This is a genomic window from Streptomyces sp. SP18BB07 (assembly GCF_036322545.1).
In the GTDB taxonomy this organism is placed as follows: domain Bacteria; phylum Actinomycetota; class Actinomycetes; order Streptomycetales; family Streptomycetaceae; genus Streptomyces; species Streptomyces deccanensis.
This window is the reverse complement of sequence record NZ_JAQYWT010000342.1, coordinates 82119-94929: the sequence shown is the minus strand read 5'-3', so window position 1 is coordinate 94929 and position 12811 is coordinate 82119. Positions and strand designations below refer to the sequence as shown.

Annotated in this window: 15 protein-coding genes; 8 read left to right on the top strand and 7 right to left on the bottom strand. The window is 71.7% G+C overall.

Going from position 1 to position 12811, the window contains the following annotated elements:
• Positions 1-70: 70 nt before the first annotated feature.
• Positions 71-2293, bottom strand: coding sequence for an ABC transporter permease (locus PUR53_RS31530; protein ID WP_329910436.1), 2223 nt, complete (start codon positions 2291-2293; stop codon positions 71-73).
• Entirely contained in the window at positions 2287-3138 is an 852-nt protein-coding gene (locus PUR53_RS31525; protein ID WP_329899754.1) for an ABC transporter ATP-binding protein, read from the bottom strand. Before PUR53_RS31525 ends, PUR53_RS31530 begins: the two co-directional genes overlap by 7 nt.
• Before the next feature lie 135 nt (positions 3139-3273).
• Between PUR53_RS31525 and PUR53_RS31520 the strand changes: the two genes are divergently transcribed.
• Positions 3274-4485 carry a DUF2786 domain-containing protein gene (locus PUR53_RS31520; RefSeq protein ID WP_329910435.1) on the top strand — a complete coding sequence of 404 codons (1212 nt, stop codon included), beginning with the start codon at positions 3274-3276 and terminating at the stop codon, positions 4483-4485.
• 81 nt (positions 4486-4566) lie between these two features.
• On the opposite strand, the gene PUR53_RS31515 is transcribed toward PUR53_RS31520, so the two are convergent.
• The 4 genes from PUR53_RS31515 to rpmB form a co-directional block, all read right to left on the bottom strand.
• A complete protein-coding gene (locus tag PUR53_RS31515; RefSeq protein WP_329899756.1) occupies positions 4567-5136 on the bottom strand; it encodes a DUF4232 domain-containing protein in 570 nt (189 codons plus the stop codon).
• 191 nt (positions 5137-5327) lie between these two features.
• On the bottom strand, positions 5328-5927 hold the full coding sequence (locus PUR53_RS31510) for a hypothetical protein (RefSeq protein WP_329910434.1): 600 nt from the start codon (positions 5925-5927) through the stop codon (positions 5328-5330).
• A 166-nt stretch (positions 5928-6093) separates the two neighbouring features.
• Entirely contained in the window at positions 6094-6399 is a 306-nt protein-coding gene (rpsN, locus tag PUR53_RS31505; protein ID WP_329899758.1) for a 30S ribosomal protein S14, read from the bottom strand.
• Positions 6399-6635 carry a 50S ribosomal protein L28 gene (rpmB, locus tag PUR53_RS31500; protein WP_045562600.1) on the bottom strand — a complete coding sequence of 79 codons (237 nt, stop codon included), beginning with the start codon at positions 6633-6635 and terminating at the stop codon, positions 6399-6401. Before rpmB ends, rpsN begins: the two co-directional genes overlap by 1 nt.
• A 61-nt stretch (positions 6636-6696) precedes the next feature.
• Between rpmB and rpmG the strand changes: the two genes are divergently transcribed.
• The 5 genes from rpmG to PUR53_RS31475 all read left to right on the top strand — a co-directional run bounded on the left by rpmG (position 6697) and on the right by PUR53_RS31475 (position 9314).
• On the top strand, positions 6697-6861 hold the full coding sequence (rpmG, locus tag PUR53_RS31495) for a 50S ribosomal protein L33 (RefSeq protein ID WP_033524681.1): 165 nt from the start codon (positions 6697-6699) through the stop codon (positions 6859-6861).
• A 7-nt stretch (positions 6862-6868) separates the two neighbouring features.
• Positions 6869-7153 (top strand): type B 50S ribosomal protein L31, encoded by a 285-nt coding sequence (locus PUR53_RS31490; RefSeq protein WP_045562601.1) that lies wholly within the window; start codon positions 6869-6871, stop codon positions 7151-7153.
• Positions 7154-7158: 5 nt separating this feature from the next.
• Positions 7159-8409, top strand: a complete 1251-nt coding sequence (locus PUR53_RS31485; RefSeq protein WP_329899759.1) for a CobW family GTP-binding protein — start codon at positions 7159-7161, stop codon at positions 8407-8409.
• 6 nt (positions 8410-8415) lie between these two features.
• The gene (rpsR, locus tag PUR53_RS31480) at positions 8416-8649 is read left to right on the top strand and encodes a 30S ribosomal protein S18 (protein WP_329899760.1); all 234 of its coding nucleotides are present in this window, start codon (positions 8416-8418) and stop codon (positions 8647-8649) included.
• Positions 8650-9047: 398 nt separating this feature from the next.
• Entirely contained in the window at positions 9048-9314 is a 267-nt protein-coding gene (locus tag PUR53_RS31475) for a DUF397 domain-containing protein (protein ID WP_033524685.1), read from the top strand.
• A 77-nt stretch (positions 9315-9391) separates the two neighbouring features.
• Here the strand turns inward: PUR53_RS31475 and PUR53_RS31470 are convergent, their stop codons facing one another.
• Positions 9392-9910 (bottom strand): ATP-binding protein, encoded by a 519-nt coding sequence (locus PUR53_RS31470; RefSeq protein WP_329910432.1) that lies wholly within the window; start codon positions 9908-9910, stop codon positions 9392-9394.
• Between the two features lie 424 nt (positions 9911-10334).
• On the opposite strand from PUR53_RS31470, the gene PUR53_RS31465 reads away from it, so the two are divergent.
• Both PUR53_RS31465 and PUR53_RS31460 read left to right on the top strand, forming a co-directional pair.
• Positions 10335-11159 carry a helix-turn-helix domain-containing protein gene (locus tag PUR53_RS31465; protein ID WP_329910431.1) on the top strand — a complete coding sequence of 275 codons (825 nt, stop codon included), beginning with the start codon at positions 10335-10337 and terminating at the stop codon, positions 11157-11159.
• A 122-nt stretch (positions 11160-11281) separates the two neighbouring features.
• Entirely contained in the window at positions 11282-12742 is a 1461-nt protein-coding gene (locus PUR53_RS31460) for an aldehyde dehydrogenase family protein (protein ID WP_329899762.1), read from the top strand.
• The last annotated feature ends 69 nt before the right edge of the window (positions 12743-12811 follow it).

Sequence of the window (12811 nt, the reverse complement as noted above, 5' to 3'; positions counted from 1 at the left end):
GCGAGAAGCCCCCACGGCCCCGCACCCGCCTCCCAACCGCGGCCCCCCACCCCCTCAGGCGCCCGACCTCCTACCTCTGCCTTCCGGCGCCGGTCACCGCCACCACCCCACCCACCGCGACACACGCCCCCACGCACGCCCCGAGAACCTCCCACGGCACCGCCACCCCCACCGGCGCCGACAACAGCCCCAACGCCCCCGCCACCCCGGCGAGGTTCACGGCGATGACCGCGACGCCCAGCAACACGCCCACCACGACCGCCACCAGCGCCTCACCCACCACGACGACCCGCACCTGACCCCGCGTCGCCCCGGCCAGCCGCAGTGACCGCAGCTCCGCACCCCGCGCCGACGTGGCCATCAACAACGTCCCGGCCAGCGAGATCCCCGCGTACACGAGCGCGATCCCCAGCACCACGAGGAATCCGAGCCGGGTGTGCGCCTTGGTGCCGGGCTTGTTCGCCGCGAGCCACTCCTCGGCCGTCCGCACGGTCCAGCCGGCCCGTTCCGAACGCGCCCCTTCCGGCGCCCCTTCGAGCGCCGCCGCGACTCCCGCCCGCTCCACCCCGCTCCCGCGCGGAGCGACCCGCACCTCGACCCGGTCCACCACCGCCCCACCCGCGTTCGCGGCCGTCACATACGCCCCGTTGTCCCCGGTCCCCTCCGCGAGCACCGCCGCGATCCGCAGTCGTACCGGCCGCCCGTCCCCGAGCCACACCCGCACGCTCTGCCCGACCTCGTGCCGCTCCCACTCCTCGTTCACGACGATCGACCCGTCGTCGAGATTCCGCACGTCACCGGCGACCACCGGCAACCGCGACACCGTCGCCAGCGCCGCCGCGTCCGTCACCGCCCGCGCCTCGGACCGCACCAACGCGGTCCCCTCCTCCACGGCGTACACAGCGGTGGACGCGGACCCGACCACCGTCGCCCCGTCCCCGACGGCACCCCGCACCGCCTCCTCCCGCAACTCCGCACCCGACTCACCGGTGACCACGAAGTCCGCCCCGGTCCGCGCTGCCGCCTCCGCGCCCTTCGCCCCGGCCACCGTCCCGGCGGACCCCAGCAGCGACCCGGCCAGCGCGACGGTCACCAGCACCGGCGCGGCGACGGCCGCGGTGCGGCGTACGGACGTGGCCGCGTTCTCCCTGATCAGCAGCCCGACGGCCCCGGGCAGCGCCGCGCCCACCAGCCGTACGACCGGCCGCACGAGCAGCGGCGCGAGCGCGGCCACCGCCGTGATCAGCAGCATCGGCTGGGTGGTGTAGGTCTTCCGCTTCAGCAGCTCGGCGGGGTCCGTCCCCAACTTCCAGGCCAGCAACCCCACTCCGCCCACCAGCAGCAGCGCACCGATCACCCGCCGGGACAGCGGCAGCACCCCCGTGTCCACGGACGCGTCGCGCAACGCCTCCACGGGCCCGATCCGCCCGGCCCGCCGCGCCGCCACCCACGCTCCCGCCAGGGCCACCGACACACCCGTCCAGAAGGCCGCGTGATACGGCCACACCACCGCGTCCGGCACCGCGAACCACGTCGGCGCGACCCCGCCGTCGACCAACACCCGTACCAGCAAAGGCGCCCCCCACGCCCCCAGCGCACACCCGGCGCCGGACGCCACGAGCCCCACCGCCACGGCCTCGCCGAGCAGCATCCGCCGCACCTGACCCGGGGTCGCGCCGGCCATCCGCAGCAGCCCGAACTCCCGTCTGCGCAGCGCCACCACGAACGCGAACGTCGACGCCGTCACGAACACCGACACGAACACGGCCACCCCGCCGGCCGTCCCCAGCAGCGAGTTCACGGCGACCAGCGCCTCCGCGTCCCGCTCGTACGACGGATCCACCTGCCGCCGTGCGTCACCGGTCAGCACCCGCGCCCGCTCCCCGACCACCGCCCGCACCTCGGCCACGGACGCGTCCACGCCGACCGCGTCGGCCCCACCGGCGTCAGTCGCGGCACCCGCACCCGCTCCCGTGCCCGCAGCCGCGCCCGTCGTCACCGGCCCCAGCTTCCGCAGCTCCGCCAGCAGCTCTCCGTCCACAGGGTGTGGACGGGCCAGTTTCTGCGAGACCTCGGCCGTGCCCGGCCCTCGCCGCACCTCCACCGTCAGCCTGTCCAGGCCCGCCACCACGACGGGGGAGGAGCCAAAACGCTCCGGCGCACGCGCGGGCGGGTCGAGTGACGCCGCGAGCCCCAGCCCCATGGCCGTCATCACCCCGACCCCCAGCAACACGGCGACGAACGACCCGAGCAACGCGGCCCACCGCGTACGCAACGACGACAGCGTCAGCACGTCACACCTCCGTCGGCGCCGGAGGATGTGCCGTCGCCCGCCGTACGCTCCAACCCCGCCATACGCGCCGCCACCGCCTCGACCGACGGCCGGACCAGCTCCCCGCTCACCCGCCCGTCGACCAGGAACACCACCCGGTCCGCGTACGAGGCGGCCACCGGATCGTGGGTCACCATGATCGTGGTCTGCCCTTCCCGATCCACCAACTCCCGCAACAGGCACAGCACTTCGCGGCTGGTTGTGGTGTCCAGCGCCCCGGTGGGCTCGTCCCCGAAGAGGACGGCGGGGCGGGTGATCAGCGCACGGGCGAGGGCGACCCGCTGCTGCTGTCCGCCGGACAGCTGAGCGGGCCGGTGCCCGCCCCGCTCGGCCAACCCCACCCGGGCCAGCGCCTCGCGCACCGCACCCCGCGAGGGGCGCCGCCCGGCGAGCCGCAACGGCAGGGCGACGTTCTGCGCGGCGGTCAGGGAGGGCAGGAGGTTGAAGGCCTGGAAGACGAAGCCGATCCGTTCCCGGCGCAGCAGCGTCAGCCGCCGCTCGCTCAGCCCGGCCAGCTCCACACCGTCGACCCGCACGGTCCCGCCCGACGGCCGGTCGAGCCCCGCCGCACACTGCAGCAGCGTCGACTTCCCCGACCCCGAAGGCCCCATCACCGCCGTGAAGGTCCCCACCCCGAAGTCCAGATCCACCCCGTCGAGGGCGACGACCGCCCCGTACGCCCGCCGCAGACCCCGTACACGTACCGCCGCGCCCCCCGTCTCCCCGTTCCCTGCCCCCGGCCGGCTCGCCACCGCCGACACCCTGCCCGCCTCCGCGGAGGCCCTGTCTCTCTCTACCGTGGTCATGCCCCAAGCGAACCGTCCCCGCCGCGCCCGCACACGACCCCTGAGGGGCGTCCTGGGGGTAGGGCCAGCCCTACCCCGCCCCCGGAACCCCCGCCCCCGGAACCCCCGCCCCCACCCCATGACACGATCGAACACGTGAGTACGACCAGCACGGTGGACCGCGCCTTCGAGGCGGCGCTCTACGCCGACACCGACGCCGCCCTCGACACGGGCGCCTCCCTGCTCGCTGCCGACCCGGCGGCCGACGCCGAACTCGCCCGGCGCGGACGGGAGTTTGTCGCCGGGGCCTGGCGGCGGGGCTGGCAGCCCGCCGACGTCGTCCGGTTCACGCGGCGCGAGCTGGAGGACGAGCACGTACGGCTCCTCGCGCGGCTCGTCGTCGAGGAGCACGAGGAGCACAACGCGCACGAGCAGGCGCGGACGGGCGCCCGTCCCCAGTCCCACAGCCCCCGCTGGGCCGCCCAGCTCGACGAGATCAGGGAACTCGCCGCGCACCCCACCCGCGCGGACCGCTTCTCTTACGCCACCGCGACCCTGGAGCTGTACCGCCTCCTCCTGCGCCTGCCCACCCTCGAACCCCTGGACCGCCCGCGGGAGGCCGGCGCCGGGAAGAACTCGCCGCACCCCGAGTCCCGCATGCTCAGCCGGATCCGCGCGCTCCTGGCCAAGGCGGAGGCGACCGGATTCCCGGAGGAGGCGGAGGCGCTGAGCGCGAAGGCGCAGGAGCTGATGGCGCGGCACAGCATCGACGAGGCGCTGCTCGCGGCCCGCGCGCACAGCGAGGACGCGCCCGGCGCGTGCCGGATCGGCGTCGACCCGCCGTACGAGACGGCCAAGGCGGTCCTCCTCGACGCGGTCGCCCGGGCCAACCGCTGCGAGGCCGTCTGGAACGAGGCCCTCGGCTTCTCCACGGTGGTCGGGTTCGAGGCCGACCTGGAGGTGGTCGAGCTGCTCCACACCTCGCTCCTCGTGCAGGCCACCACCGCCATGACCAAGGCGGAGGCGGCCCAGCGCAAGGGCGGCCGCAAGCGGACCAAGACCTTCCGGCAGTCCTTCCTGGCCGCCTACGCCCACCGCATCGGCGACCGGCTGGCGGCGGTCGCCGAGGCCCAGGTCGCCGAGGCGGAGGCCGCGGGCGCCGGCGCTCGCGGGGCGGGCGCCCCGGAACAGGACCTGTTGCCCGTCCTCGCCGCCCGCGACGTCGCCGTCCACGACGAGTTCAGCCGGATGTTCCCGGACACGGTCACCACCCGCGTCCGAGGCGTCAGCGACCTCGCCGGCTGGCAACAGGGAGCGGAAGCGGCCGACCGAGCCCAGGTCAGATCCCGCCCCCGCCTGCCGTCATGAACGGAGACCGACCTGAACTCGGGGCCGGCCCCCTGACACGTCACAGATCCGGACCCCTGACACCTCGCCGCCCTCGATGACTCAGTCGCCCACCGGCAGGAACGGCCCCACCGTCGCCTCCAACGTGCTCTCGGACTTCACCGCGACCACGGGGTCCGGCCACTTGAAGCTGCTGACCTTGCTGTCTCCGGGCAGGGTCAGCTTCAGCTGATCCACGGCGGCACTCTTCTCCGAGTCACCGTCGACCCCGCGCACGTAGGAGACCGAGAAGCTCATCGACTGGCCGCCCTGCAGCGTCACCTCGGTCTCCTCGGACGCGCCCTCCTGCGGCTGGAGCGCCCACGACTTGTCGCCGGCGACCAGGTCGACCCCGGCGAGACCCGTCAACGTGCAGGCGGCGTCGCCCTTGTTGGTCACGGTGATCGGGACGGCCCCCTCGTCCCCGGCGGCCGGTGCCGCACTGCTGGGACCGACCTCGAAGCCGACCCGCGCGGCCGTGCACGCGGCCCCCTGCGCGCTCTCGGTGGTGGCGGCCCCGGTCTTGCCGTCGTCCCCGCCGTCGCCTCCCTCACCTCCGTCACTCCCGCTACAGGCGGTCAGCGTGAGGGCCGCGAGAAGGGCGGCGGCGATGGCGGTCGGAGCGGTGCGCATGGGGGTTCCCGGTGGAGTTCGTGGCTGTCACAGCACAGCCGGTGGCGTGTGAACGTGCGAACGGGCCACGGAACCCGGAGGTTCCGCGGCCCGTCCGACACATGATCTACGACCCGAGCGCCGCCCGAGGCAAAAATCCACCGGTCCACGGCCGGAAGGTGACCCGCGCGCCTCTGCCCGAAGAGACAGGCCTACGACCCCGCGCTCGCCGTGGGCAGATCCGTCGGCAGCCCGGACGGCATGGACCCCTCCGCCTTCCGGAACGTCTCCTCGCCGACGCCGCCCTCCCAGGTGATCGTGAGGGACTTGGCGCTCACCTTGTCGACCATGCCCTCGGTGCGGTCGTCGCTGCCGTCCTGGCACTTGAGGCTGATCATCTGCATGTCGTCCGCGTCGGAGACCTTGCCGCTGCACACCGAGGTGCCCGCGAAGACCGCGGCCTCGCCGCCGTTGACGAACAGGGCGACCGGCTTGCCGCCGGTCGTGGCCAGCCAGTTGCCCTGGAGCTCGGTCTTGGCACCGGAGGAGTCCCCGGAGCCGCCGCCGCTGTCCGACCCCTTCGTCGCCGAGGGGGCGGCCGACGACTCCTTGCCCGCGGAGTCCCCGTCACCGCCGCCGCTGCACCCCGTCAGCACGAGCGCGGCCGCGAGCCCGGCCACCCCGGCCACGACACGCAGCCGCCGCCGCCGGGCGAAGAAAGCCCCAGCAGCCCCACCCTCAGGCCCTGCCCCCATCGCCGCCATCACCGTGGTCGCCCTGGTCGCACTAGTCGCCGTAGTCGCCGTAGTCACTGGAGTTCTCCCGAGAGTGTGGCCGGATCCGGTCGCCGCGGCGACAGCGGCAAGCTACCAGCAGCCCCTCGGCTGCAGCTGGCCGGGAACGAAGAGAACCCCGCCCCCCACCGACGACTGAGAACCCCGTCCCCCACCGACGACTGAGGACCCCGCCCCCCACCGACTACCAGGACGACTTGCGCACCCCCGGCAGATACCCCGCGTGCGCCTGCTCCCGCAGGCTCACCCGGGACAGCCCGAACGTCCGGAAGTACCCCCGGGGCCGCCCGTCCACCTGGTCCCGGTTGCGGACGCGCGTGGCGCTGGCGTCGCGCGGCTGGGCGCGCAGCTCCCGCAGGGCGGCCTCGCGCTCGGCGTCCGTGGCGGACGGCCGCCGGACGATCTCCTTCAGCTCGGCCCGCCGCTCGGCGTACCGAGCGACGATCTCCCGCCGCTTCTCGTTCTTCGCGATCTTGCTCTTCTTCGCCATCAGACCCGCACCCCCCGGGCACGGATCCGGGCGACCGCGGCCTCGACGCCGATGACGTCCACGGTCTTGATCCCCTTCGCGCTCAGCCGGAGCCGCACATGGCGGTTCTCGCTGGGCAGCCAATACCGCTTGGACTGGATGTTGGGGTCGAAACGGCGGGACGTACGCCGGTGGGAGTGCGAGATGCGGTTGCCGAAGCCGGGCTGGGCGCCGGTCAGCATGCAGTGGGCGGACAAGGTGATGCACCTCTCTCGATCAGGTGATGTAAATGGAATTCATTTTCAGTAAGGTACCACCATGGCACGCAACGAACTCCGCCCGGTCATCAAACTCCGGTCCACGGCCGGCACCGGCTACACCTACGTCACCCGCAAGAACCGCCGGAACGACCCGGACCGGCTGACGCTGCGCAAGTTCGACCCGATGGCGGGCCGTCACGTCGACTTCCGAGAGGAGCGCTGAGGCGCCGATGAAGAAGGACATCCACCCGTCGTACGGGCCGGTCGTCTTCCGGGACCGTGCCGCGAACCACACCTTCCTGACCCGCTCGACGATGACCAGCGAGAAGACGATCGAGTGGGAGGACGGCAACACCTACCCGGTGGTCGACGTCGAGATCTCGAACGTCAGCCACCCCTTCTACACGGGCACCGCCCGCGTCCTGGACACGGCGGGCCGCGTCGAGAAGTTCGAGAAGCGCTACGGCGCCAAGAACTCCGGGGCGGCCGGAGCGACCGGGAAGAAGCGGGGCTGACCGACGTGACCCAGCTGTCTGTCGCGATCGTCGGCGGGCTGCACGCCGACGCCCGGCGGGCCGCCGTCGAGGCGCTGCTCGCCGGGGTCCCGGGCAGCGTCGCGCTGCACCACGACCTCTCCACCGCCACCGACGGTCCGGACGCCAAGGTCGTCCGGACCGTTCGGGACGCGGCGGGCCTCATCTCCACCGGTGAGACCCCGCTCGTCAACGACTGCGCCTGCTGCGCCCTGCGCGAGGACCTCGTCCCCGAACTGGAGCGCTTCGCCGACGCGGGCCTCACCCGCCTCGCCGTGGTCGAACTCTGGGACTCGGTCGAGCCGAAGGCCATGGCCGAGGTGGTCGCCGCCAGCGGTCTCCGCCTCACCTCCGTGATCACGGCCGTCGACCCCGCCCTCCTCCTGCCCTACCTCGGCAACGGCGACGACCTCGCCGACCGGGGCCTCGCCGCCGCCACCACGGACCAACGCACGGTCGCCGACACCTTCGCCCGCCAACTGGAGTACGCCCCGACCCTGGCCGTACTCGACTCGGCGGAGGCGGACGACGAGGACAGAGCCCTCCTGTCCCAACTGCACCCGACGGCCCAGCAGGTGCCCATAGCCGACCGGCAACGCGCCCCTGAGGTGGCCGCAGGCCCTGAAAGGGGCGCGGGGAACTGCGCGACCAGCCACGACGCACCCGCACCCGGCAGCCTCCAGCACCACCCACGGCGCTCCCCGGCCCTGCTCGCCGCCGCGTTCGCCGGCTTCGACGTCGACGCCGCCGCAGCCGCCCAGCACCCCGCCAGCGCCCTCCTCCCCACCGACGCCGACGAACACGGCGTCACCACACTCGTCTGGCACCGCCACCGCCCCTTCCACCCGGAACGCCTCTACGCGGCACTCGAAGACCTCTGCTGCGCGGCGGCCCGCAGCCGCGGCAGGTTCTGGCTGGCCGAGCGCCCCGACACCCTGCTCCACTGGGACGCGGCCGGCGGCGCCCTCTGCGTCGAGTCGGTCGGCCCCTGGCTCGCCTCGCTCCCGGACGCCGCCTGGGACATGGTGCCCCCGGTCCGCCGCGCCGCCGCCGCCCTCGACTGGCACCCGGAACACGGCGACCGCTGCCAGCACCTCGTCTTCACCTCCCCGGGCCTGGACCGCGACGGACTCGAACGGCTGCTGGAGTCCTGCCTGCTCACCGACGCCGAGTACGCCGCGGGCCGCGACGCCTGGGAACGGCTGCCGCGCCCCTTCGACACCTTCCTGGAGGTCTGAACCGCCATGCCCCGCAAGCCGGAGCGCAAGCCCGTCAAGTCCCGCCCCAACCCGCTGGACCAGGCGAAGATCACGTACATCGACTACAAGGACACGGACCTGCTGCGCCGCTTCATCTCCGACCGGGGCAAGATCCGCAGCCGTCGCGTGACCCGGGTCACCGCACAGCAGCAGCGCCTGCTCGCGCGGGCCATCAAGAACGCCCGGGAGATGGCGCTCCTGCCGTACGTCACCCGCTGACGCGAACCGCCTGACGCGAATCACCCCCCACCCGGCCCCGGGGAGGCTCCACGACCTCCCCGGGGCCGTCCCTTTTCCGCCATTCCGCGGAAGTCGCTCGCTCCGCCCTGAACCGCCCGGACCCCCACCCCGTACGGAGAGATAGGGGCCCGGATGGAACAGGACCGCCATGTCTTACGTCTCTCTGGTGCTGTAACCGCGGAGACACCCCCCGTGCACGTGCATCCGCTCATGCATCGGCACGTGAACAAAGCTATGATCCGGGGCAGTTGACCACCGCATCACTGGCAACGCAGACACCACCGGCAACACGGACACGACCGGCACCATCTGCAACACGGCCACACCAGAGCCAACGCGCATCCAGCGCACTACTGCACCACCCCGGGGAGCGACCTGTGGACCACGACGTGTACGGCGTGGATGACGTGTACAACGGCATGGCCGCGACGGAGCTGACCGAGCTCCACGCGGTGGCCTGGCAGAAGAGCCGGCACAGCAACTCGCAGGGCAACTGCGTGGAGTTCGCCCGGCTGCCCGGCGGCGAGGTGGCGGTACGCAACTCGCGCTTCCCCGACGGCCCGGCGCTCGTCTACACCCGCGCCGAAATCGAGGCGATGCTCCTGGGCATCAAGGACGGGGAGTTCGACCACCTGGTCGGATGAGGTCCGCCGTCGGCGGGCGACCGACGCCCCCCATGATGTGACACGCGTAGAACCGCGGCGCCGAAAAGCGCCGCGGTTCACCTACGGGCGGACGGGTGGCCCGGCGCCGGCTCCACCTGGAACAGCGCCCACACCACCTTGCCGCTGAGCGCGCCGCCCAGCGGATGCCAGCCCCAGCTGTCCGCGAACGAGTCGACCAGGAACAGCCCCCGGCCCGACTCCGCCGCGAAGTCCTCGGAGTCGCCCGCGACCGGGCTGTCGTGACTGGGGTCGCGCACCGCGCACACCAACCGCTCGGCCCAGCGCATCAAGTGCAGCCGCACGGGCGGGTCCTGGGCCGGGCCCGCCCCGTTGCCGGCGGGCAGGCCGTGCCGCAGGGCGTTGGTGACGAGTTCCGAGACCACGAGGCAGACGTCGTCGAACCGTTCGTCCAACCGCCACTGGTCGAGGGTGCCCCGGGTGAACTGCCGTGCCTCGCGCACCGCTTCGTAGCGGGGCGGCAGCGCGCAGGACGCGGCGTCGGACACGGCCGCGGGATCAAGTGGCGGAAGTCCCTGCCGTAAGGGTTCGAGCATGGTCGATCCATTCGTCCCCATGCGAGGCACTCCCGGGTGTTCGCGGTCGTTGCGATGCAGCGGTGGCGCGGGACCATGGTTTCTGATGCGTACAGCAGATGCAAGGGCAGATGCACGTGCACGCGCCCGAATTGGACCTTCACATACCGCTTGCTGAACATTTCTTCTGTCGCTCCGCACCCTCCCGTCGGGCTCAGGCCGGCGATTTCCTGGCGACTTTCTGGCGATCTCCTGTGTCCGCGGGGTGTTCTTCGCGACGCGTCTCGGCCACACTCCCTTCTCTCCTCCTCCGTCTCATCCGTCTCAGATGTTGAAGACTTTCCATTTCTGTAACCGGGCGAGTGCGGATCGGAGTGGATTAGTGGCAGACTGCGGCCCCTGAAGAAGTTGGGGAGGCTGGACGAACGTGGGTGCCGGTGAATCGAGCGGGTCGGTGGTGAGGCGGATGCTGCTGGGCTCGCATCTCAGGCGGCTGCGCGAGTCGCAGGGGATCACCCGGGAGAAGGCCGGGTACTCGATCCGCTCCTCGGAGTCGAAGATCAGTCGGATGGAACTCGGCCGGGTCAGCTTCAAGACCCGTGACGTGGAGGACCTGTTGACCCTCTACGGCGTCACCGACGAGAACGAGCGCACCTCGCTGCTCTCCCTGGCGAAGGAAGCCAACGTCGCGGGCTGGTGGCACAGTTACTCGGACGTCCTGCCCAGCTGGTTCCCCACCTACGTCGGCCTGGAAGCGGCGGCCCACCTCATCCGCAGCTACGAAGTCCAGTTCGTGCACGGTCTGTTGCAGACCGAGGCGTACGCCCACGCGGTCGTCGCCCGGGGCATGCGGGGCGCGAGCGAGGCGGAGATCGACAAGCGGGTCGCCCTGCGCATGGAGCGCCAGAAGTACCTGGTGGCCGAGAGGGCCCCGCAGTTTCACTGCGTCCTCGACGAGGCCGCGCTGCGCCGGCCGTACGGCGACCGGGACGTGATGCGGGGGCAGCTCCAGCATCTGATCGAGATCTCGGAGCGCCCGAACGTGACGGTCCAGGTCATGCCGTTCAGCTTCGGCGGCCACTCGGGCGAGAGCGGCGCCTTCACCCTGCTGAGCTTCCCCGAGTCCGACCTCACCGACGTCGTCTATCTCGAACAGCTCACCAGCGCCCTCTACCTGGACAAGGCCGAGGACATCGCCCAGTACGAGCGGGCGATCAAGCGGCTCCAGGACGACAGCCCGTCCCCGGCCGAGAGCAGGGACCTGCTGCGGGGCCTGCTCCAGCTCTCCTGAGTCCTGCGTCTCGAGTGATGCGAGTCTTCACAGAGTCTCCCGAGTAGCTCTCCAACTCCCTTTACCCACCAGTACGATGACGAGTGATCAATCTTGATCGATGCCGACTGATTGAGGATCACATGTCGTCCTACTTCACCGACCTGGCCCAGCAGTACATCGGCGGCGAGTGGCGCCCGGGCTCCGGCTCCTGGGACATCATCGACTTCAACCCGTACGACGACGCGAAGCTCGCGTCGATCACCATCGCCACGGTCGACGAGGTGGACGAGGCCTACCGGGCCGCCCAGGCGGCCCAGAAGGACTGGGCCGAGGTCAACGCCTATGCGCGGCGCGCGGTCTTCGAGAAGGCCCTGAAGGTCATCGAGGAGCGCGAGCAGGAGATCACCGAGGTGATCATCGCCGAGCTCGGCGGTACGTATCTGAAGGCCGGGTTCGAACTGCACCTCGCCAAGGAGTTCCTGCGCGAATCGATTCAGCTGGCGCTGCGCCCCGAGGGCAGAATCCTTCCGTCACCGATCGACGGCAAGGAGAACCGCCTCTACCGCGTACCGGTCGGCGTCGTGGGCGTCATCAGCCCCTTCAACTTCCCCTTCCTGCTCTCCCTCAAGTCGGTCGCCCCCGCCCTCGCGCTCGGCAACGGCGTCGTGCTGAAGCCGCACCAGAACACCCCCATCACCGGTGGCACCCTCGTCGCGAAGATCTTCGAGGAGGCCGGCCTGCCCGGCGGGCTGCTCAACGTCGTCGTCACCGACATCGCCGAGATAGGCGACGCCTTCATCGAGCACCCCATCCCCAAGCTGATCTCCTTCACCGGCTCCGACAAGGTCGGCCGCCACGTCGCCACCGTCGCCGCCGCGAACTTCAAGCGCACCATCCTCGAACTGGGCGGCAACAGCGCCCTGGTGGTCCTGGACGACGCGGACATCGACTACGCCGTCGACGCGGCCGTCTTCTCGCGCTACGTCCACCAGGGCCAGGTCTGCATGGCCGCCAACCGCGTCCTGGTCGACCGCGCGGTGCAGGCCGAGTTCACCGAGAAGTTCGTGGCCAAGGTGAAGTCCCTGAAGGTCGGCGACCCGAGCGACCCGAGCACGGTCATCGGCCCGGTCATCAACTCCTCGCAGGCGGACTCGCTCAAGTCCGTCGTCGAGCAGGCCCTCGCCGAGGGCGCCACCGCGCTCGTCCACGGTTCCACGACCGACAACCTGGTCGAGCCGTCCGTCCTCACCGACGTCCCCGCCGGCTCCGCCCTCCTCCAGCAGGAGGTCTTCGGCCCGGTCGTCTTCCTCATCCCCTTCGAGGGCGAGGAGGAGGCCGTCCATATCGTCAACGACACCCCCTACGGCCTCAGCGGCGCCGTCCACACCGGCGACATCGAGCGGGGTGTCGCGTTCGCCAAGCAGATCGACACCGGCATGTTCCACGTCAACGACGGCACCGTCCACGACGAGCCGCTCGTCCCCTTCGGCGGCGAGAAGCACTCCGGCATCGGCCGCCTCAACGGCGAGACCACGGTCGACGCGTTCACCACCCAGAAGTGGATCTCGGTCCAGCACAAGCGGAGCTTCTTCCCCTTCTGAGAGCGACGCGCTTCCGGGGCCGAGGACCACGCCCGGGCAGACATGCACCCGGCCGAACCGTAGGTGCGT